21 protein-coding genes are annotated in these 20,497 nt (G+C 69.3%); 15 read left to right on the top strand and 6 right to left on the bottom strand.

The genetic code is table 11. The features are described from left to right. Positions 1 to 36: 36 nt before the first annotated feature. Positions 37 to 1,446 carry an OmpP1/FadL family transporter gene (locus PHN62_RS06455; protein WP_300147960.1) on the bottom strand — a complete coding sequence of 470 codons (1,410 nt, stop codon included), beginning with the start codon at positions 1,444 to 1,446 and terminating at the stop codon, positions 37 to 39. A 356-nt stretch (positions 1,447 to 1,802) separates the two neighbouring features. Between PHN62_RS06455 and PHN62_RS06450 the strand changes: the two genes are divergently transcribed. Together PHN62_RS06450 and mlaD are read left to right on the top strand one after the other, a co-directional pair. Further along, the gene (locus PHN62_RS06450; protein WP_300147957.1) at positions 1,803 to 2,180 is read left to right on the top strand and encodes an NADH:ubiquinone oxidoreductase subunit NDUFA12; all 378 of its coding nucleotides are present in this window, start codon (positions 1,803 to 1,805) and stop codon (positions 2,178 to 2,180) included. Between the two features lie 42 nt (positions 2,181 to 2,222). Continuing rightward, positions 2,223 to 2,666 carry an outer membrane lipid asymmetry maintenance protein MlaD gene (gene mlaD / locus PHN62_RS06445; RefSeq protein WP_300147955.1) on the top strand — a complete coding sequence of 148 codons (444 nt, stop codon included), beginning with the start codon at positions 2,223 to 2,225 and terminating at the stop codon, positions 2,664 to 2,666. Between the two features lie 153 nt (positions 2,667 to 2,819). On the opposite strand, the gene PHN62_RS06440 is transcribed toward mlaD, so the two are convergent. Then, complete coding sequence (locus tag PHN62_RS06440; protein ID WP_300147952.1) at positions 2,820 to 3,554, bottom strand: hypothetical protein; 735 nt, start codon at positions 3,552 to 3,554, stop codon at positions 2,820 to 2,822. Positions 3,555 to 3,889: 335 nt separating this feature from the next. On the opposite strand from PHN62_RS06440, the gene PHN62_RS06435 reads away from it, so the two are divergent. The 5 genes from PHN62_RS06435 to aat all read left to right on the top strand — a co-directional run bounded on the left by PHN62_RS06435 (position 3,890) and on the right by aat (position 9,150). Then, positions 3,890 to 5,236: a M48 family metalloprotease gene (locus tag PHN62_RS06435; RefSeq protein WP_300147949.1), complete on the top strand. Its 1,347-nt coding sequence runs from the start codon at positions 3,890 to 3,892 to the stop codon at positions 5,234 to 5,236. Positions 5,237 to 5,337: 101 nt separating this feature from the next. Then, complete coding sequence (locus tag PHN62_RS06430) at positions 5,338 to 6,126, top strand: DsbA family protein (RefSeq protein ID WP_300147946.1); 789 nt, start codon at positions 5,338 to 5,340, stop codon at positions 6,124 to 6,126. Positions 6,127 to 6,633: 507 nt separating this feature from the next. After that, entirely contained in the window at positions 6,634 to 7,143 is a 510-nt protein-coding gene (gene accB, locus PHN62_RS06425; RefSeq protein ID WP_300147943.1) for an acetyl-CoA carboxylase biotin carboxyl carrier protein, read from the top strand. A 7-nt stretch (positions 7,144 to 7,150) separates the two neighbouring features. Continuing rightward, positions 7,151 to 8,500, top strand: coding sequence for an acetyl-CoA carboxylase biotin carboxylase subunit (gene accC / locus PHN62_RS06420; protein ID WP_300147940.1), 1,350 nt, complete (start codon positions 7,151 to 7,153; stop codon positions 8,498 to 8,500). Between the two features lie 2 nt (positions 8,501 to 8,502). Continuing rightward, positions 8,503 to 9,150 (top strand): leucyl/phenylalanyl-tRNA--protein transferase, encoded by a 648-nt coding sequence (gene aat / locus PHN62_RS06415; RefSeq protein WP_300147938.1) that lies wholly within the window; start codon positions 8,503 to 8,505, stop codon positions 9,148 to 9,150. On the opposite strand, the gene PHN62_RS06410 is transcribed toward aat, so the two are convergent. Further along, the gene (locus PHN62_RS06410) at positions 9,087 to 9,656 is read right to left on the bottom strand and encodes a DUF2155 domain-containing protein (protein WP_300147935.1); all 570 of its coding nucleotides are present in this window, start codon (positions 9,654 to 9,656) and stop codon (positions 9,087 to 9,089) included. The two genes, aat and PHN62_RS06410, sit on opposite strands and share 64 nt — an antisense overlap. Before the next feature lie 218 nt (positions 9,657 to 9,874). Between PHN62_RS06410 and PHN62_RS06405 the strand changes: the two genes are divergently transcribed. From PHN62_RS06405 to PHN62_RS06380, 6 genes are all read left to right on the top strand, one after another. Beyond that, positions 9,875 to 10,996 (top strand): extracellular solute-binding protein, encoded by a 1,122-nt coding sequence (locus PHN62_RS06405; protein WP_300147932.1) that lies wholly within the window; start codon positions 9,875 to 9,877, stop codon positions 10,994 to 10,996. Positions 10,997 to 11,078: 82 nt separating this feature from the next. After that, positions 11,079 to 12,155 carry an ABC transporter ATP-binding protein gene (locus PHN62_RS06400; protein WP_300147929.1) on the top strand — a complete coding sequence of 359 codons (1,077 nt, stop codon included), beginning with the start codon at positions 11,079 to 11,081 and terminating at the stop codon, positions 12,153 to 12,155. Next, a complete protein-coding gene (locus tag PHN62_RS06395; protein WP_300147926.1) occupies positions 12,148 to 13,362 on the top strand; it encodes an ABC transporter permease in 1,215 nt (404 codons plus the stop codon). Before PHN62_RS06400 ends, PHN62_RS06395 begins: the two co-directional genes overlap by 8 nt. Then, positions 13,359 to 14,216, top strand: coding sequence for an ABC transporter permease (locus PHN62_RS06390; RefSeq protein WP_300147924.1), 858 nt, complete (start codon positions 13,359 to 13,361; stop codon positions 14,214 to 14,216). Before PHN62_RS06395 ends, PHN62_RS06390 begins: the two co-directional genes overlap by 4 nt. Continuing rightward, the gene (locus PHN62_RS06385; RefSeq protein WP_300147921.1) at positions 14,213 to 14,899 is read left to right on the top strand and encodes a hypothetical protein; all 687 of its coding nucleotides are present in this window, start codon (positions 14,213 to 14,215) and stop codon (positions 14,897 to 14,899) included. Before PHN62_RS06390 ends, PHN62_RS06385 begins: the two co-directional genes overlap by 4 nt. Beyond that, positions 14,896 to 15,501: a tetratricopeptide repeat protein gene (locus tag PHN62_RS06380; protein WP_300147918.1), complete on the top strand. Its 606-nt coding sequence runs from the start codon at positions 14,896 to 14,898 to the stop codon at positions 15,499 to 15,501. Before PHN62_RS06385 ends, PHN62_RS06380 begins: the two co-directional genes overlap by 4 nt. Here the strand turns inward: PHN62_RS06380 and PHN62_RS06375 are convergent. Then, a complete protein-coding gene (locus PHN62_RS06375) occupies positions 15,480 to 16,721 on the bottom strand; it encodes an FAD-binding oxidoreductase (RefSeq protein ID WP_300147915.1) in 1,242 nt (413 codons plus the stop codon). The two genes, PHN62_RS06380 and PHN62_RS06375, sit on opposite strands and share 22 nt — an antisense overlap. Positions 16,722 to 17,115: 394 nt before the next feature. On the opposite strand from PHN62_RS06375, the gene PHN62_RS06370 reads away from it, so the two are divergent. Together PHN62_RS06370 and PHN62_RS06365 are read left to right on the top strand one after the other, a co-directional pair. Continuing rightward, positions 17,116 to 17,406, top strand: a complete 291-nt coding sequence (locus PHN62_RS06370; protein WP_300147913.1) for a hypothetical protein — start codon at positions 17,116 to 17,118, stop codon at positions 17,404 to 17,406. Beyond that, positions 17,403 to 19,178: a peptidoglycan DD-metalloendopeptidase family protein gene (locus PHN62_RS06365; protein ID WP_300147910.1), complete on the top strand. Its 1,776-nt coding sequence runs from the start codon at positions 17,403 to 17,405 to the stop codon at positions 19,176 to 19,178. Before PHN62_RS06370 ends, PHN62_RS06365 begins: the two co-directional genes overlap by 4 nt. Positions 19,179 to 19,210: 32 nt before the next feature. Here PHN62_RS06365 and PHN62_RS06360 read toward each other — a convergent pair whose 3' ends face one another. After that, positions 19,211 to 19,921, bottom strand: a complete 711-nt coding sequence (locus PHN62_RS06360) for a hypothetical protein (RefSeq protein ID WP_300147907.1) — start codon at positions 19,919 to 19,921, stop codon at positions 19,211 to 19,213. Then, a complete protein-coding gene (locus tag PHN62_RS06355) occupies positions 19,918 to 20,433 on the bottom strand; it encodes a hypothetical protein (RefSeq protein WP_300147904.1) in 516 nt (171 codons plus the stop codon). Before PHN62_RS06355 ends, PHN62_RS06360 begins: the two co-directional genes overlap by 4 nt. Between the last annotated feature and the right edge of the window lie 64 nt (positions 20,434 to 20,497).

The raw sequence follows: 20,497 nt of genomic DNA, 5'->3' as shown, positions 1-20,497 counted from the left end.
CCCGGCGGACGTCTCATGCGAAAGACTCGTTCAGGCTCAGAAGCGGTAGACGCCCGAGAGCATGAAGATATGCACGTTGGCGTTCAGATCGCCCGAGAACTTGCCGCGGGAGGAATCGGTGCCCGTGCCGTCGAGGTCGATCTTCGCGTCCTTGGCGGTGATGTAGGTGTAGCCCGCGTTCACCGAGATCTTGTCGTTCACGTCGTAGCTCGCGCCGAGCGAGAACCAGGTGCGGTCGGTGTCGGGCAGACGCGGCGTGCGGAATTCGGTCGGGACCGGAGTCTGGTCGTAGCCGAGGCCCGCGCGCAGGCGCAGATGCGGCGTCGCCTGATATTCGGCGCCGAGGGCGAAATACCAGGAATCGTCCCAGTGATGTTCGGTGGTGCTGGTGGGGGTGCCGTCGTCGAAGTCGATGACGAGATCCTCGAAGCTGGACCACTGGGTCCACTGGGCCTCGCCGAGCAGCTTGATGCGGTCGTTGAGCTGATGCGAGACGCCGAAGTTCAGCATGGCGGGCGTCGAGATGGAGGTCGCGCCGCCGCCGTTGGTCAGGCGGCCGAGCGCCTGGATGTTGCCGAGCAGCGAAGCGCCCGCCGCCGAACGCGCATGGAATTCGGCGTCGCCGTCGATGTCGTGCTTGATCTTGGAGCGGTAGCCCAGGCCGACCATCGTGCCCGGCAGAGGCTCGGCCAGGACGCCCAGCGTGAAGCCCACGCCGAAGTCATGGCCCGACACCTTCGAGAGCGCGTCGTAATCGGCGACGCCGATGGCGGGGGCCACGGCCGCGCAGGTCGCCGTGCCCGGCATGGCCGAGCAGACGGCGCCCGGCAGGCTGACGGCGCTTTCCAGCTCAGCCTTGGCGTATTGCAGCTGCAGGCCCGCCGCCACGGCGACGTTGTCCGTGATCTTGTAGGCGACGGTCGGAGCGGCGTTGATCGTCGTCAGCTCCGAAGAGGTGGCGTGATAGCGGCCCGCCCATTGATCGCCGTAATCGGTGGTCAGGCCGAAGGGCGCGTTGAGGCTCAGGCCGACCGTGATCCGGTCGTTGATCGGGGCGGCCACGTAGGTGTGCGGCACGAGGCCGATCTCGTCGGAGGTCGAGGAGGTCGGGCCGCTGCTCTGGGGCGTGTAGACGAGGGTCGTCGTTCCGGGGACCACGCCCGCCACGAAGGCCGACTGCACGTTCTCGATCTCGACGTCGGGCAGCAGGATGGCGCCGCCCGCCTCGGTCTGCAGGCCGGTCGCCAGAGCGATGGAGGCCGGGTTGTAGAACATCGAGGCCACGCCGTTGGCCCCCGCCGAGGCGCCCGCGAAGGAGGCCCCCTGCCCGCTCGCGGAATGGGACTTCAGCGCGAAGCCCGCCGCCTGAACCTGTCCGGACGCCAGAAGCGCCGCCGCCGCCGCGCCGAGCGCGAGACGCGTTTTGAGACCGCCGTTGCGGAGCATGGTCGTCCCTCCCTGGAGCGCCCCGGTCTTGTCGCCGGAGCCTTGTCATCGTCCCTCGCGCGCCCTCCCGAGACGGCGCGCGCCTGGCGCCGTGTTCCGGCGCGTCTGGAGCGAAGGCTATAACGAGGCCGGATGTTTATCCATCGTATCCTAGGGACAGGCGCGGGCGGCGGAGGATCGAATCGCATCGGGCGTGTCTCCTTCGCCGCAGTTTTCATGCGCCTCCTTGCGCGCGTCTCTCCGGGCTTCGGCCGCCGCGAGGACCGCCTCTTCCGCGCTGATCCGTCCCGGCCCGAATCTCTGGACGCGCGGCGCGCTCTGCGCCTATAGTCCGCGCGATCAGCGAGGGTGCGAGCATGGGTCTCAGACAATTCTTCACGTGGTGGAACGGCTGGACCGTCGGCACGCAGGTCTTCACGCGCCGCTTCGGCGAGAAGGTCGGCGAGGACGAGCAGGGCAACGCCTATTACCAGACCGCCGACGGCGCGCGCCGCTGGGTGATCTACAACGGCGTGGCCGAGGGCTCGCGCGTGCCGCCCGACTGGCACGGCTGGATGCATCACACCTTCGACGAGCCGCCCACCAGGGCGCCTCTGCCGCGCAAGCCCTGGGAGAAGGACCACGTTCCCAATCCCACCGGCACGCCCGAAGCCTGGCGTCCGCCGGGCAGCCTGCACGCCAGGACCGGGCGCAAGCCCGTGGTCGGCGATTACGAGGCCTGGGCGCCCGAATAGATCCGGCCTGATCCGAAGAAGATTGCGAAACGGGGAAGCTCAATGGCGGAGAACGTCCTTGAAGCCGCGGTGGGCGCGGCGGTTCTGGCGGGAGCCATCGCCTTCGCGGCGCATGTCGGCCAGCGGATGGACGGCCCCTCGAACGGCTACGCCCTCACGGCGAGCTTCGCCAAGGCCGACGGCCTGACGGTCGGCGGAGAGGTGCGGGTTTCGGGCGTGAAGGTGGGAGCGGTCTCGGGCATAGACCTCGACCCGGCCACCTATCGCGCCGAGGTGCGGCTGAATCTGCGCGGCGACCTGCAGCTGCCCGAGGATTCCTCGGCGAAGATCGCCTCCGACGGATTGCTGGGCGGCGCCTATGTCTCCATCGAGCCGGGCGGCGACACGCGCACCATCCCCGCCGGAGGCAGCATCGACCATACCCAAGGCTCGATCAGCATTCTGGACCTCGTGGGCCGGGCCATCTACGGCGCGGGCGGCGGCTGAACGCAAGAAACCCGCCCCGGAGCGAACCGGAGCGGGAGGCGTTCAGTGGAGATGGATTCCGGAAGCGCCCTCGCCGCAGGCGAAGACGCGCAGCTTCAGGGGTCGGGCCTTCGGGCCGCAGACCGGAGGGCGCGCCGGTCGCGGGGGAAGGGTTCAGTGCAGCGAGGCGCCGTCGGGCTTGCCGCGCCGGGTCTTCGCGACGCCGAGCGCCTCGGGCGCGGCGACGCTCTTCGCCCGCGCCTTGCGGGCGACCACCTTCACGGAATCCGGCGGAGTCTGGGCGGCGGCCTTCTTGGCGACGGGCGCCTTGACGGCCTTGGGCGCGGCCTCCTTCACGACCTTCGGGGCGGCGGTCTTCTTCGCCGGAGCGGCGGGCTTCGCGGCTTTCGGCGCGGCGGGCGCTTTCACGGCCTTGGGCGCGGCCTCCTTCACGACCTTCACGGCGGCGGCTTTCTTCGTCGGAGCGGCGGGCTCGGCCTTCTTGGCGACGGGCGCCTTGACGGCTTTCGGCGCGGCCTCCTTCACGACCTTGGGCGCGGCGGCCTTCTTCGCCGGAGCGGCGGGTTTCGCGGCTTTGGGCGCAGCGGGGGCCTTGACGGCCTTGGGCGCGGCCTCCTTCACGACCTTCGGGGCGGCGGTCTTCTTCGCCGGAGCGGCGGACTTCGCGGCTTTCGGCGCGGCGGGGGCCTTGACGGCCTTGGGCGCGGCTTCCTTCACGACCTTCGCGGCGGCGGCCTTCTTCGCCGGAGCGGCGGGGGTCGCGGCTTTCGGCGCGGCGAGCTTCGCCGCCTTGGCGGCCTTGGGCGCGACGGCTTCAGCGGCCCTGGCGACGGGCGCCTTCGTCTTCGGCGCTTTGCGGTCTGCGGCGGGCGAGGGCGTCTTCGTCATGGTCGGTTCCTGCATGAAACTCTGAGGATCAAGTCCTTGTGACCTCAGCATGGACGCGATGTCTTGCGCAGTCTTTAAAAAAATCGCGGATTCTTCCCGGTTTCGATCATGAATTCAGTCTTCTCGAAGCTTAACGCCGTTCAGGATCCGTCAATTCCTTGCGGCGGAGGCCCTCGCCCCTTCCTGCGGGCGAATCCGCGCGAGCCCGCTGGCGGCGCGGGCGAAAGCCTCCATATGATCAGGACGCGATTCCCCGGCGCCCCCCGGCCTCGGACCCTCCTGCGTCGGGCCGCCGGCCTCGGAAGGACGGGCGCGCAACGGCGAAAGGAACGATCATGAGCGTTTTCGGCTTCAGGCGCCCCGGAGGGCGGCGTCTCGCCTCCGGTCTTCTGGCGCTCGGGCTGACGCTCGGCGCGGCGGCTCCGGCGACGGCCCGCACGATCATCCGCGATTCCGAAATCGAGCGCACCATCAAGCGCGAGGCGGAGCCGGTGCTCTCGGCGGCCGGAATCCCCGTGAGCGACGTGCGCTTCTTCATCGTGCAGGATCCGAGCTTCAACGCCTTCGTCGCCGACGGACGCACCATGGGCATCAACACCGGCGCCCTCCTCGACATGGCCACCCCCGAAGAGGTCATGGCCGTCATGGCCCACGAGGCCGGCCACATGGCCGGCGGACATCACGCCCGACGCGGAGACGCCCTGCGCGCCGCGCGCGGACAGATGATCCTCACCACGGTCCTGGGTCTGGCGGCGGGCGCGGCGGCGGGCTCCGGCGACGTGGCGGCGGCGGGCGTCATCGGCGGACAGCAGATCGGCATGCGCGCGGCGCTCGGCTTCAGCCGGGGCGAGGAATCCGCCGCCGATCAGGCCGCCATCGGCTATCTGGAGCGGGCGGGCGTCGATCCTTCGGCGATGAACCGCGTGATCGAGCGCCTGCGCCGTCAGGAGATGCTGATCTCCATCCGCGACCCCTACGTGCTGACCCACCCCATGACCGCCGACCGCGCCGACGGCGTCGCCGAACGCATCGCCCGCTCGCCGCTCAAGGGCGCTCCGCCCGATCCCGAACGCGCCTACTGGCACGCCCGTCTGAAGGCGAAGCTCGCGGGCTTCCTCCAGACTCCCGCGCGCACCCTGGCGGCCTGGCCGACCTCCGACCTCTCGGAGCCCGCGCGTCTGGCGCGGGCCTCGGCCTATCACAAGAGCGCGCTGCGCGATCAGGCCCTCGCCGAGATGGAGGCCCTGCTCGCGGCGCGCCCCTCCGATCCCTGGTACTGGGAGCTGCGCGGCCAGATCCGCTTCGAGAGCGGCGACCCCTCGGGCGCCGTGACGGATTACCAGCGCGCCGTCTCGCTGGCGCCGGAGGAGCCCCTGATCCGCGTCGCCTACGGACAGGCCCTGCTCGCCAGCGGCCAGGTCGAGGCCGGACGCGACGCCCTCATCCAGTCCATCCGTCAGGATGAGTTGAATCCCAACGCCTGGCGCCAACTTTCCATCGCGGCGGGGCGTCTGAACGATCAGGGCCTCGCCCTGACCGCGGCCGCCGAGGCGCTGGCTCTGGGCGGCGACGTCAAGTCCGCCAAGGCTCAGGCCGAGCGCGCCCAGGCGGTTCTGCCTCACGGTTCCGTGTGGTGGATGCGGGCGGGCGACATCCTCGCCTTGCCCGACGCGCGACGTTAACGTAATCAGGCGCAAGGATGATCCGTCTTCCACCCCGGATGTCGACAGCCGGGTCCCGTCCCGGGCGGAAGCGCCCCGCCATCCCCCCGCAGGAGCCTCACATGCGTCCCTCCCTTCGTCGTCCCCTTCTCGCCGCCTCTCTCTTCGCCGCCGTCTCGGGCCTGGCGCTCTTCGGCGGCGCGCCCCCGGCCGAGGCGCTCGACGAGGCGGAGAAGACCGCCCTGCACGAAGAGATCCGCAGCTTCCTGCGCGCGAATCCCGAGGTGGTCATCGAGGCGCTCCAGGCCTATGACGCCCGGCAGCGCGCCGAAGCGGCCTCTCTGGAGACGAAGCTCCTCGCCGACAACGCCGACGCCCTCTATTTCGACAAGCATTCCCATGTCCGGGGCAATCCCGAAGGCGACGTCACGCTCGTCGAGTTCCTGGATTACCGCTGCGGCTTCTGCAAGCGCGCCCATTCCAAGATCCTCGACATCGTCGAGGCCGACGGCAACATCCGTTACGTGATCAAGGAGTTCCCGATCCTCGGGCCCCAGTCGGTGGTCGCAGCCAAGGCCACCCTGGCCTCCATCGGGCTGGACGAGGACAAGACCTCGGCGCTTCAGGATCTGCTCATGACCCATGACGGAGAACTGGACGACGCCAGCATCCTCGATCTCGCGAAACAGGCCGGCCTCGATCCCGCGAAGCTGACCCCCGCCATGGCGGATCCGCGCATCGAGGACTTCATCACGCTCAACTACCGCCTCGCCCGCACCCTCGACATCAACGGCACCCCCGCCTTCGCCATCGGCTCGACGCTGCTGCGCGGCGATCTGCCCGCGCCCGACATCCTCGCGGCCATCGAGCAGGCCCGCAAGGGCAAGGAGCCGGGCGTCCGGGCGCCGTAAGCCCGCCCCGAACCCGTCCCGGAGCCTCCCGGAGCCCCCGGGAGGCGGCGTCCCTCGCCTTCCGCGCCCTTCCGTGAGGGAAAGCGGGTCTTGCCCCCCGGGCGCGGCTCGGCTAGAGCTTGCGGCTCCAGAACGCCCCCGACGAGGCTCGCGGGGCGGCGTGAGGCGCGCGATCCATGACGCGCCCGCGCCGGAGGCTCCGGAGGATGGCGACATGGCGGATCGCGCGACGGCGGAGGCGTTTTCCGTCCATCTGCTGAAGGGCTCCGCCCCGTCCTCCCTCCCGTCTTCTCCGGGAGGAGGCTCCGGCCTTCCCCTGCGGAGCGCGGTCCGCAGCGGCGCGGCGCGCGGCCTCGGGATGCGCCCTCCTCTCTCCTTCTCCAGTCCGAGCGGCCCCAGGCGCGACCTGCGGCCCCGGCGCTTCGGGCCCGCCGCAGGCCTCCGACGCGCCCTCCCTGCGGCTCAGGCGGAACCGCCGAGGAGCGCCGCCATCAACCGGAGCTCTCGATGAGCAAAGACAAGACGGAATCCGACGTCGCCTTCATCCGCGCCCTCGCGGAGCTTCTCCAGACGACCGATCTGGCCGAAATCTCGGTGAAGCGCGAATATGGCGAGGACGACGAGCTTGAAGTGCGCCTCTCGCGCCAGAGCTCCAGCGCGCCGCAGGTGATCTACGCCGCCGCGCCCCCCTACGCCGCCCCTGCGGGCGCTCCGCCCGTGGCCGCGCCTTCGGCCGCCCCTGCGGCCGCCCCCGCCGCCGCGCCGAGCGACCCCTCGAAGGATCCGAACTGCGTCCCCTCCCCCATGGTGGGCACGGCCTATCTCTCGCCGGAGCCCGGCGCCGAGGCCTTCGTCAAGGAAGGCGCCGCCGTGACGGCCGGTCAGACGCTGATCATCATCGAGGCGATGAAGACCATGAACGCCATTCCCTCGCCGCGCGCGGGCGTGGTCCGGCGGATCCTCGTGGCCGACGGAGCGCCCGTCGAATACGGCGCGCCGCTCATGATCATCGAATGAGGGCGGGATGTTCGACAAGATCCTGATCGCCAATCGCGGAGAGATCGCGCTGCGCATCCTGCGCGCCTGCAAGGACATGGGCGTGCGCACGGTGGCCGCCCACTCCACCGCCGACGCCGAGGCCATGCATGTGCGCTTCGCCGACGAATCCATCTGCATCGGGCCGCCCTCGGCGCAGCAGAGCTATCTGAACATCCCCGCGCTCATCACCGCCTGCGAGCTGACCGGCGCCCAGGCGGTGCATCCGGGCTACGGCTTCCTCTCCGAGAAGGCCGAATTCGCCCAGATCCTCGAAGAGCACGGCCTGACCTTCATCGGCCCCAAGGCCGAGCACATCCGCCTCATGGGCGACAAGATCGCCGCCAAGGAGACCATGCGCCGTCTGGGCGTGCCGGTGGTGCCGGGCTCCGAGGGCGGAATCGAGACCGACGCCGAGGCCCTCGCCATCGCCGCCGGGATGGGCTATCCGGTGCTGGTCAAGGCGGCCGCCGGCGGCGGAGGACGCGGCATGAAGGTCGCGCGCTCGGCCGAGGAGCTGCCCCACGCCCTCGCCACCGCCCGCGCCGAGGCCAAGGCCGCCTTCGGAGACGACGCGGTCTACATGGAGAAATACCTCCAGAAGCCGCGCCACATCGAGGTGCAGCTCTTCGCCGATTCCCATGGCAACGTGGTGCATCTCGGCGAGCGGGATTGCTCCTTGCAGCGGCGTCATCAGAAGGTGATGGAGGAATCGCCCTCCCCCGCCCTGACCGCCGCCCAGCGCCAGGAGATCGGCGCCACGGTGGCTTCGGCCATCGGGCAGCTGGGCTATCTGGGCGCGGGCACCATCGAATTCCTCTACGAGGAGGGGCAGTTCTACTTCATCGAGATGAACACCCGCATCCAGGTGGAGCATCCGGTGACCGAAGCCATCTACGACGTGGATCTCGTGCGCGAGCAGATCCGGGTCGCGGCGGGCGAGAAGCTGTCCTTCCGTCAGGAGGACCTCAAGCCGCGCGGCCACGCCATAGAATGCCGCATCAACGCCGAGAACCCCCGGACCTTCGTCCCCAGCCCCGGCGTGATCAAGTATTTCCATGCGCCCGGCGGCATCGGGGTGCGTCTGGATTCGGCGATCTACGAGGGCTACCGGATCCCGCCCTATTACGACAGTCTGATCGGCAAGCTGATCGTCCACGCCGACAGCCGCGCCGAATGCCTCATGCGTCTGCGTCGGGCGCTCAGCGAGATCGTGGTCGACGGCGTGAACACCACGCTGCCGCTCTTCGAGGAGCTGATCGACAATCCCGACATCCAGGCCGGAGACTACGACATCCACTGGCTCGAACGCTGGCTGGCGGCCCAGAAGACGGAGTGAGCATGAGCGCCGCGCCGTTGCGCATCACGCCGGAGCTGCTGCGGCGCGCCTATGCGGCGGGCGTCTTCCCGATGGGCGATTCGACCCGCAGGGAGGAAGTGCTCTGGTTCGATCCGCCGGAGCGCGGGATCCTGCCTCTGGAGGCCTTCCACGTCCCCGCGCGGCTGGCGAAGACCTTCAGGCGGGGCGGCTACGAGGTGCGGCTCGATCACGACTTCCGCGCCGTCATGGAGGCCTGCGCCAGGCCGGAGACCTGGATCACCGGCCCGATCATCGAAGCCTATGCGGCGCTTCATCGCGAGGGCGGCGCCCATAGCCTGGAGATCTGGCGCGAGGATCGCCTGATCGGCGGCCTCTACGGCGTGTCTCTGGGCGCGGCCTTCTTCGGCGAGAGCATGTTCAGCCGCGAAACCGACGCCAGCAAGATCGCGCTGGTCCATCTGGCGGCGCGGCTGCGGGCCGGAGGCTTCGAGTTGCTCGACACGCAGTTCGTCACGGATCATCTGGCGCGGTTCGGGGCTCTGCGGATTCCGCGCGCCGATTATCAGCGGCGGCTCGCGGCGGCCCTGCGGCGCAAGGGCGACTTCTACCGGTTCGCCGCGGATTCCGATCCTTCGGCGGTCCTGCACTCGGCCACCCAGACGTCATAGCGCGGATGATCCAGCGCCGAGAGCGAAGGGCTCAGGGCGAACATCCAGCCGGAGAAGACCGGCGCTCCGGTCGCGGCGCCCTCCGTCGCCTCCTCGCGGATGCGCAGGAAGGCGGCGGATTCGTCGCCGCCGATCTCGCGATGACAGGCCAGCACCTCGACGATCAGCCCGCCGTAACGCGCCGTGGAGCCCACCGGCGAGACCAGCGCGCCCCGCGTGGAGGTCCGGCGGTCCAGAAAGCGCAGATGGGCCTCTTCGCCCGCCTTCATGCGGGCGGCGGGGGCGGGGGCCTCCAGAAGCTCGGGCGCGGGGGGCGGCTCCTCGGGGAGCCCCGGCGGAGCGAAGGGGTCGGAGGGATCGGGCGCGGGCGTCACCTGGATCCGTTCGCCCTCCCGAAGCCAGACCTGCGCCAGAGCCGGAGCCGCCGCAAGCGCGCTCAGACCCGCCGCCAGCAGGCCCCTCCGGAGAAGGGCCGTCAGAATCCTCGCGTCCATCGCCGACCGCACGCGCTTCTCCTTCGTGATCGCGTTTCGCACCCTCTTACGCAGGAAATCTAAAGCTTTTCCCCTCTGCGCGACAGGGCGCAAGCGGCCGCAGCCCCTCCGACGCGCCTCTTGTGACTTTTCTTTTGCGAAAACGTCATGGACAGGTCACGCAGGGGGTGGTTTCAATGGCGCGACCAGCCGCCGCAGACGGGCGGCCCGGAGAGAAAAGGGAACCCCCGATGTCGAGATTCAACCGCCGTTTCGTCCTGAAGGGCGCGGCCGCCGCCCTCGCGGCTCCTGCGGTCCTGCGTTCGCGCGACGCGCTGGCCTCCTCGGGCTCGGTGAACGTCTTCGCCTGGGGCGATTACGTCCAGGACAACCAGATCAAGCATTTCGAGGACAAGACCGGCATCAAGGTCAACCTCTCGACCTACGGCTCCAACGACGAGGCCCAGCAGAAGCTCAAGGCCGCTGGCGGCAAGGGCTTCGACGTGATCTTCCCGAGCGTGACCAACGTGGTCGGCTATCGCGACGGCGACAAGTTCCTGCTCCAGGAGATCGACGAATCGAAGATCCACATGGACGCCATCATCCCCTCGATGGTCCGCGACTCCATCGCGCTCGGCGCCGTGCAGGACGGAAAGCGCGTGGCCCTGCCCTTCAACTGGGGCACCGAGGCGGTCACCTTCGACAGCTCCGTGCATGACCTCGCGGACGCCGACGTCTCCTATGGCTCGCTCTGGTCGGGCAAGGCGAAGAGCGCCTCGCTGCGTCAGCGTTCGGGCATCATGGGCGTGGGGCTCTACCTCGACGCCACCGGCGAAGTCCCCTCCAACCGCATGCTCGACATCTACACCAGCGAGGCCGAAGCCCGCCGCGTCTGGGACAAGATCGCCGAGTTCATCATCAGGAACAAGGGCGACATCGGCGCCTTCTGGAACAACGCCACCGAGGCCACCAACGCCTTTGCGCAGCAGGGCTGCTCCATCGGCCAGACCTGGGACACCACCGGCATCCTGCTCGCGCGTCAGGACGCCAAGTGGAAATACCGCATGCCCAAGGAGGGCGGCCTGACCTGGCTCGATTCCGTGGCCATCCCCGTCGGCGCCGAGAACCTCGACCAGGCCTACGCCTTCATCAACGCCTGCTACGAAGGCGAGATGGCGGGACTTCATGTGGCCAACACCGGCTACAACTCCGCCGCCGTGGAGGCCGCCGCCCATGCGGGCGAGGAATACGCCAAGACCTTCGCCGAGATCTACTCGCCGGAGACTCTGGCGAATCTCTGGTGGTGGCAGGCCGACACCCCCTGGATCACTCCGCTGACCCAGGAATACGTCGACAAGATCACCAACGCCTGAGGCGTCCTGATCCCAAGCTGAAGATCCGGGCGGAGGCCTCTTCGCCCGGATCTCCTGAATCCGGAAATCCGCAGGGGGCCCCATGCAGGGACAGGAAGTCGCGCTCGAAAGGCTCGGCATGAGGTTCGGCGAGTTCACCGCCGTCGAGCCCACGGATCTGACGATCAAGGCGGGCGAATTCTTCTCGATCCTCGGGCCTTCGGGCTGCGGCAAGACCACCATCCTGCGCATGGTCTCGGGCTTCCAGAGCCCCAGCGAAGGCCGCGTGCTGATCGGCGGACAGGACATGACCGCCCTGCCCCCCAACAAGCGCCCCACCGCCCTGATCTTCCAGACCCTCGCGCTGTTTCCGCTCATGACCATCTGGGAGAACGTCGCCTTCGGGCTGGAGGCTCAGGGCGTTCCTAAGGCCCGGCGCCGCAAGCGCGCCGAGGAATTGCTCGATCTGGTCGCCCTCGGCGGGCAGGAGGACAAGCGCCCGTCTCAGCTCTCCGGCGGCCAGCGTCAGCGCGTGGCCGTGGCGAGGGCTCTGGCGGTGGAGCCCGCCGTGCTGCTCCTCGACGAACCGCTGTCGGCGCTGGACCTCAAGCTGCGCCAGCACATGCGCGCCGAGCTCAAGACCATCCAGCGGCGCACCGGCGTGACCTTCATCTACATCACCCATGATCAGGGCGAGGCTCTGGCCATGTCCGACCGCGTGGCGGTCATGCGCGCCGGACGCGTCGAGCAGGTCGGGCCGACCGAAGAGATCTACAATCGCCCCGCGACCAGCTTCGCGGCCACCTTCGTCGGCGAGAACAACCTCTTCCGCGGCCGGACGGCCGGCGCGGAAGGCGGCCTCGTCGAGGTCGAGACGCCCTTCGGACTCCTGCGCGGCCAGAACGCCGATTCTCTGGGCTCGGGCGAGGAGGCCATGCTCTTCATCCGCCCCGAACGGCTCGCGCCCGCCCGCCCGGAGCATGACCTCCGGTTGAGGGCTCAGGTCGAGCGGGCGGATCTGGAGGGGCCTTTCTTCAATCTCCATCTGCGCGCCGGAGATCAGCGGATCCTGCTCCAGCTGCCCAACGAGGGCGCGACGCCGCCCGAAGGCGAAATGGAGTTGGGCTTCTCCAGCCGCGACGCCCGCGTGCTGCGGGCGGGGGCTCTGGCCCATGGGTGAGATGGCGCGCTTCTACGGACGCTTCCTCACCGGGCTGATTCTGGCGCTGGTCGCCTTCTGGTTCCTCGCGCTGATCCTCATGCCGCAGATCAGCATGATCCAGAGGGCCTTCCATTACGAAGCCAGAGACGGCGCGGCGGCTCAGGCGGTGCTGGAGGCAAACCGTCTTCAGCAGCGCGTCGCCACCATGAATTTCGACATCCGCGCCCTTGAGCGCGAAGTCGCGGCGGGCGTCTCGGGCGCGGCTCCGGCTGCGCCGAGCCCCTCCAATCCCTTCGCGGGGCTGCCGAGTCCCGGAGCGCCTCGCCCCGGCCTCCCGACTCCAGGCCTCACGCCTTCTCCGGGGGGCGCCTCCGCCGAAGCCCCGGAGGCGCGGCTCGAACGCCTGCGCGCCGAACGCGACGGCCTCACGGAGACCATCGCCGAATCCCGCGCGACGGCCCAGCGCCTGCGCGCCGAGGAGGCCGCCGCCCAGGGCTGGTCGCTGCGCAACTTCACCCTGATGAGTCCGCTGCACTGGCGGATCTTCGGCCTGACGCTGGTCTATGCGCTCTGCGTGACGGCGCTGAGCTTCCTTGTCTGCTATCCCATCGCCTACGCCGCCGCTCAGGCGAAGACGCCCCGCCGCACGGCGCTTCTGCTGCTGGCGCTCACCATCCCCTACGCCCTGAACGAGCTGCTGCGGATCTTCGCCTGGACGATGATCCTCGCCAATCAGGGCCTGCTGAATCATGCGCTGGACGCGCTCGGGATCATCGACCTCTCCCAGGGCGGGGCGATCCGCTGGCTGGCCTCGAATGGTTCGGTGTTCCTGGTGATGGTCTACACCTACATGCTCTTCATGGTCTTCCCGATCTACGGCTCGCTCGAAACCCTCGACCGCAACCAGATCGAGGCGGCGCGCGATCTCGGGGCGAGCTCATGGCGGATTCACTGGCGCGTGGCTCTGCCGCACGCCCGGCCCGGCGTGGCGGTGGGGGCCATCATGACCTTCATGCTGGCGGTGGGCTCGCTGTCGGTGCCGCAACTCGTGGGGCCGGGGCTGCATCCCGACTGGTTCAGCCAGATCGTCAACCGCAATTTCTTCGAGTCGAACAGCTGGAACGTGGGGTCGGCTCAGGCGCTGCTGCTGCTGGTCTCCTGCACGATCTTCATCTTCCTCGTGATGCGGGTCTTCCGCGTCGGCATCCGGGAGATCGCCCGATGAGCGTCGCCGTCGCAGCTCCCGGAGCCAGGACCCCGACCGACTGGTCCGGCGTGATCCTGAAAGTCTATGTGGCCTTGTTCCTGGGCTTCATGTTCCTGCCGATCCTGCTCATGGCGGGGGCGGCCTTCAACGCGAACCCGACGCCTTCGGCTCTGGACTGGCGCGGCTTCACGACCGACTGGTTCACCGGACGCACCGACGAAGCCGGGCGCGTGATCGTGCGCGGTCTGCCTCAGGAGACGCGTTTCCTTCAGGGCCTGAAGCATTCGATCCTGATCGCCTTGGGCGTCATCGCGATTTCGGTTCCGCTCGGGCTGGCGGGGGCGCTGCTCCTGACGCGCATCGGGAGCAAGGCCACGGGGCCGCTTTACACCGCCCTCGTCTCGCCGCTGCTGACGCCCGGAATCGTGCTCGGCGTCTCGACGATGATCTTCTGGCGCGACGCCTTCGGCGTTCAGGCCGGACTCTTCACGGCCATGCTGGCGCAAAGCTGCTTCATCGCCTCCTATTGCATGCTGATGTTCATGGCGCGGCTGCAGCGTCAGGACCGCTCGCTTGAAGAAGCCGCGCTGGATCTCGGGGCTTCGGGATTCTTCGCCTTCCGGCGGGTGACTCTGCCTTACCTCACGCCGACCATCGTGGCGGCTTCGGCCATCGCCTTCCTGCAATCCAACGAGAATTACAACACGACCTTCTTCGCCATCGGCTCCTCATGGACCCTCGTGACGGAGATCGGCGCGCGGATGCGCTTCGGCGTCTCGCCGACGATCAACGCCATCGGCGTGATCTTCATCCTGCTGACGGTGGTCTTCGCGGCGCTCTGGGCCTTCAGCCTGAGAAAGAAGACCGCGTGAAGCTGATCTTCCGCCGCCCCGCCGAGGCCGGGAGCCTGGCCGCGCCCAGGCTCGCCCGCGAGGCCCTGCCGGACTGGCTCAAGGCCATGCCCGCGCAGGCCTGGTCCGAGGTGGCGGGGGCGGAGCTGCGGACGCTCAAGCATTGCCCGCCCTTCCTCGACGCCATGAGGGCGGGGGTTCTTCTGCCTCTGGCGGAGGATCTGCATTTCGACGGCGAAGACTTCTCATGGTCGGGAGACCCGGAGGCCCCGCCTCTGGCGGAGCGCTCGCCCATCGGAATCCACGCCCCGGAGCAGGCTCAGGGGGCGCCCTTCGCGCCGAAAGGCGAATTCATCGTCAAGTTCCTGAACCGCTGGGCGATCGAGACTCCGCCGGGCTGGTCGTTATTGGTGGTCCATCCCTTCAACCGGCTGGATCTGCCTTTCCGCACTTTGGCGGGGATCGTGGAGGCGGATCTCTTTCGGCTCGGGCTGATCCATTTCCCGGCGCTCTGGGTGGATCCCGATTTCCGGGGGATTCTGCCGAAGGGGACTCCGGTGGCGCAGATCCTGCCCATCCCCCGCGAGCCGCTCCAGATCGAGTTGCGCCCCCTGACGCCCGAAGAGGCCGCAGAGCAAGCCGCCTTGCGCGAGTCCCTCGCCACGGAGCCGGGGGTCTATCGCCGCCTGAGGACAGGCGATTGAGGCCCGATCCCGCCCGGCTGGCGGCTCAGGCTCAGGCGGCGCTTTCCCGGGCGGATTGGCCCGCCGCCGTCGAGGCTCTGCGCGGGTTGATCGCGCTTGCGCCGAAGCCTCCGGGAGGCCTGGTCCATAATCTGGCTCTGGCGCTGAAACACGCAGGCCGCCCCAAGGAGGCCCTCGCGGAGTTCGACCGCGCCCTGAAGCTGGAGCCCGGACATCTCAAGGCGATCTACGAGCGGGCGGCGCTGCTCATGGAGACGAACCGCCCCGCCGAGGCTCTGGCGGGCTTCGAGGCCTATCTGAAGGCCGATCCGCAGGATTCCGACGCCCGACGCAATCGGGCGCGGCTCCTGCTGGCGCTCGGGCGCTGGCCGGAGGCGGAGGCGGCCTTCGCCGCATTCTCCGACGAAGAGGGCGAGCTCGCGCAGCTGCGCCTCGCCGCCGAGCAGGGCCGCGCCGAAGAAGCCGCGACCCGCGCCCGCGCCCTCATGGCCCGGCCCGAGGCCCGGGCGGCGGTCCTGAAGACCCTGACCGCCTCCGGACGCGGGAGCCTGCCGCTGAAGGTCGCGCGGCTTCTCTCGGATCAGAACCGCCCCGGATCATAGGGCTTGAGGTCGAAAGCGGGCTTGCGCCCGGCGATCAGCGCCGCGACGGCCTCGGCGGTGGCGGCGGCCTGAGTCAAACCGTAATGCCCATGGCCATAGGCGTGGACCACCCGCGGATCCTGAGGCGAAGCCCCGATGATCGGCAGGCTGTCGGGAGTCGAAGGCCGGAACCCCATCCAGCGACGGCCTTCGCCGGGCCTGGGATCGAAATGCGGCAGAGCCCGCTTCACACGTCCGATGATGGCGTCCACGCGCTTCCAGTTGGGCGGCGCCTTGAGTCCGGCGAACTCCACGCTGCCGCCGATGCGGTCTCCGGTGTCGAGGGGCGTGGTCACGAAGGCGAGGCCCTCGTAATAGACCGGGCGCGTCAGGCCCAGCCTCCCCGGCTCCAGCGTGAGGTTGTAGCCGCGTTCGGTGTCGAGCTGCACCCGATCCCCGAGGCTCGCCGCCAGAGGCTTCGACCAGATCCCCGCGCTGAGGACCACGCGCTCGCCCTGCGCCACCACTTGCCCCTCGAAGCCGCGCAGGATCACGCCGGCCTCCTGGGGCTCGATGCGCGCGACATGGCCGAGGGTCAGCTTCGCGCCCCGCTCCAGAGCCTTCTCCGCCAGCGCCAGCGTGAAGAGCTTCGGATCATTGACGTTGGCGCCCGTCGGATAGAAGGCCCCCGCCATGATCGCCGGACCAAGGGCGGGCTCCAGCTTGCGGGCCTCGTCGCCGCCGAGGGTCTCGACTTCGATCCCGAAGCCGCGCTGAAGCTCCAGCATCTTCTGCGAGGCCTTCCAGTCGCCCTCCTTCAGCCAGACCGAGAGGAAGCCCCGGCGCCGGAGCAGCCCCTCCAGCCCGAGGGCCTTCAGACGGCGCTCCCAGGCGGGCAGAGACTGCGCGTTGATCGCCCGGATCGCCCGGGTCGAGGCGTCGAGGCGTCCGGGACGGCTCGCCAGCACGAAGCGCCAGAGCCAGGGCGCCAGCTGCGGCAGATAGCCCGGCGAGATCGCGAGAGGCCCCTCCGGATCGGCCAGCCAGCGCGGCAGATGCCGCCAGACCTTCGGCGAGGCCAGCGGCATGACGTCCAGATGCTCGATCCATCCGGCGTTGCCCTGCGAGGTTCCGGCGGCCGGGCCTTCGCCGTCCACGATCTCGACCTCGTGGCCTTCGTCCAGCAGCGCGTGCGCCGCAGCGAGGCCGATGATTCCCGCACCCAGAACGACGATCCGCATCCGTTTCTCCCTTCGCGCCCCGAGCCTCCGGGCGCCTCCTCCCGGAGCCTCGCCCCGAGGCGGAGCGCCTCCGGCCGCTCCGGAGATCTTCGCCAAATCGGGACAAAGAACAAGCCGAGTCGGTTGCTCGGAGCCGATTCCGCGCCTGAAAGGCGATCTTTTCATCCTGCGCACGCTGCTGGCGAAAAAAGATCCGTCCTCCTCGCGTCCGCTCTGCGGCGATGCGGCGGAGACATCCGTCCGAGGACTATCCTTTTGCGCGATTCCTGCTGTGGAGGCGGCTCTTGACGATCTGTCGCATCTCGGAGGGATGTGGCGGCGAAGCCTCAGGGCCTCTCCGGGGCTCTCCGCATGAGTTCATGAAAATTGCGTCAGGATCTGGAATTCTTGAAAATTGGAAGGATTTCTCCGGATTTTCTTAACGGAAATGACAGGAGATCGAGAATTTCCGCGCCGCGAATCATCGCCGGATTTACGAGAGCGGCGAAAGCGCCACATGAAAGCCGTTCGACAGAACAATGTTTTCTTTATCAATCATCGTTATTTTTACGACACAGCAGCCATTGACAGCCGGAAACGCTCACGCGATGTTGCGGACCGGGACAGCATAGAGGGCGCCATGACCGAAGATCATCCTGAGGAAAACCGCGCGCCGACCGTCACTCCGTCGGGGATCCCCAGATGACCTTGCATGCGCCTGAAACCCTGCGTGAGGCTCTCGGCTTCATTGTGCGGCGCCAGATCCTGAGCCGGAAAACCGCGGCCGCCCTCGTCTCGGTCGCCGCCCTGGGCGGCGCCTGGCAGGTCTACGCGGCCCGCCCCGCCGCCGAACCCGTCTTCTTCGCCGCCTTCGGTTCCGCAGACGAAGCCTTCGAAGTCTCCTCCCTCTCGCCCATGGCCGAGATCGAGGGCGTTCCGCTGCCCGCTCCCGGCGCGAGCCGTCACGGCGGCGCGCTCTTCCGCGGCGCCTCCGAGATCACGCCCGCCTCCGCGCGCGAATACGGCGACATGGCCCGGGGCCCCGCCACGGGCGGCCTCTTCGCCGCGGGCGTCGACGCCACCCCCCAGGAGCGCGCCGACGCCGTCTCCGTGCCGCGGGTCGCGCCCCGGCCGAGCCTGCTGCCCGGCGGCCTGCGTCCTGCGCCCATGCCCGACCAGCTCTTCGCCTACGCCGATCCCCATCCCTCGGCGCCGCGCGCCTACGCCCCTCAGGTGGGCGACCTCTCGGCGGGCGCGCCTCTGGCGGACGCCCGCGACGCGCTCGGCCCCAGCACCAAGGAGCTCATCGCCAAGGAAGGCGACACGCTCTATTCCCTGCTTCTGGCGGAAGGCGTCTCCGAGACCGAGGCCGAAGTCGCGGTGAGCAGCGCCTATGGCGACAGCCCGCGCCGCCTCAACGACGGGGACCGGGTGCAGATCACCTCCATCCCCAACGACCGCTCCGGCGCGACGCTCCAGAAGCTCAGCATCTACAACAGCGGCACCCAGGTGCTCAGCATGAGGTGGCTGTCCTCGGCGGCGAACTTCTGGGAGGAGCCGCCGGTCGTGCGCGCCGCCCTGACGCCTCCGACGCCCGCGCCTGCGCCCTCCTCGGCGCCGAGCAGCTCGCCCGCGCCCGCCGCCCGTCCGCAGACGGCCGCGCCGCGTCACGCCGAGCGCATGTTCCAGGCGCGCGTCTCGGGCAGCATCTACGAGACCGGCGTGGACCAGGGCCTGAGCCCCGCCCAGATCGCCTCCTTCGTCGAGCTCTTCCGCCACAGCGTCGACTTCGAGCGCGACATCCGCCGCGGCGACGTCTTCGAGATCATGTTCGACCGTCGCGCCGACGGCTCGGGCGCGATGCAGGACGGCCCGATCCTCTATGCGGCCATGAACGTCCGCGGCAAGCGCCACGCCTTCTACCGCTTCGAGCGCGACGACGGACGCGCCGCCTATTTCGACGAAAAGGGCGAGTCCAACCGTCGCGCCATCATCCGCACGCCGGTCGAGGGGCGGGTCTCCTCGCGCTTCGGCACGCGGCGCCATCCGATCAGCGGCTACACCCGCATGCATCAGGGCGTCGACTTCGCCGCCCCCACCGGCACGCCGATCATCGCGGCGGGCGACGGCGTGGTCACGCGGCGCGGCTGGGTCGGCGGCTACGGCAATTACGTCGAGATCAAGCACAACAACCAGTTCACCACCGCCTACGCGCATATGTCCAACTTCCACAAGGAGGTGAAGCGCGGCTCGCGGGTGAATCAGGGTCAGATCATCGGCTATGTCGGCAGCACGGGCAACTCCACCGGCCCCCATCTGCATTTCGAGGTGATCAAGGAAGGCTCCAAGATCGACCCGATGAAGCTTCAGGACATCGGCGGTCTGCGGCTGGAGAAGGCCGAGATGGAGGAGTTCAAGACCCGCCGCGAAAGCATCGCCGCCAAGATGAACGCCTACGTCGCCGACCGCGGCCAGTAGGAGCGTCTCGACCGCAAGGCGAGAGGACAGGATCAGGCGGGGCCGCGAGGCTCCGCCTGTTCGTTTTCAGGGAGGGCGCGGGCGGGCGGCTCGGGCGGCAGACGCTCGCGCAGGGTCTGGAGGCTGGCCTCGAAACCGGCCTCGTCGGCCATTTCGCTCAGGCTGACGCGCTGGGCGCTCAGGCGCTCCAGAGCCTCGCGCAGGGCTTCGGCGGCCTGACGCCCGCGTCCGGAATCCGGCGAGGCCGCCGCCGCCTGGGCCAGATCGCCCAGAGATTCCGCCAGACGCCGCAGCCGCGTCGCCTGAGCCTCGGCGCCGGGGGCGCCCTCCAGCACCGCGCGGCGGACGGCGCGATATTCCTGCGCCAGACCCGCCAGACTCTCCTGAAGCTCGGGAGCGGCGTCCTCGCGCCGACGCAGCCGGGCGCGGGCGCGGGTCAGACGGGCCTCCGTCGCGGCGAGCCGCCGCAGGGATTCGGGCTCCGCAGCGGCGGGAGGGCCCGCAAGGCGCGGCCCGAAACGACGCAGCAGCCCTTCCGGGAGCTTCGCGGGCTCGCCGATCCTCCGCAGCGCGTTCAGGACGACGTAGCCTCCGAGGACCAGAAGCGCGAAGGAGTCCTCGTCGGCCAGATCCAGCAGGATCAGCGGCGAGAGGACCAGCCCCGTCAGGGCGACGAACCCCGCTTCGGCCAGCAGGCTCGCCCTGAACTCCCCGGTTCCCGGGCGCGAGGGCGGGCGCGTCATGCGGAGACGGGCGCCGGAGCGGTCGGCCGGCTCACCCGCAGCAGACGCCCCAGACCATGAGCCGCCAGCGCGTAGAGCGGCGCGAAGACGATCCCCAGCAGAAAGACGAAAAGCCCGTAGATCAGCGGTTGCCATCGGGTCTCCATCATCTGCGGAGCGGTCTCGGTCCAGCGGCGGGCGAGCTCGGGATCAAGCTGCATCGGGCCGTAGACCGCCAGATAGCCCCAGAGCAGCAGGGGCGCCAGGATCAGCGAGGCGAAATTCGCCAGCAATCCCCAGATCACCGCATCGCGTCGGCCGGGATCGCCCTGGCTCACCGCCCGCCAGGCCAGAGGCCCTCCCGCAAGGAAATAGGTCGGGGCGCCGACGATCATCGACACCGCGATGATCGCGCCCAGCCCGTCGAGGCCGGGCACGCGCGAGGCCATCATCGCCGCGCCGAAGCCGCCGATCAGCGTCGGCGCCAGAACCAGGGCGATCAGGAAGCGCGGAAGGCTGGGCGAGGCGGTCATCGGGGCTCCGTGGGTTGAAGGGGCGTCCAGAGAGGGCCGGAGACGCGGGACGCCGCCCTCCGCG

Origin of the sequence: Neomegalonema sp. (assembly GCF_028688855.1) — a bacterium.
GTDB lineage: Bacteria > Pseudomonadota > Alphaproteobacteria > Rhodobacterales > Rhodobacteraceae > Neomegalonema.
This window is presented reverse-complemented; position numbering and strand designations above follow the sequence as displayed.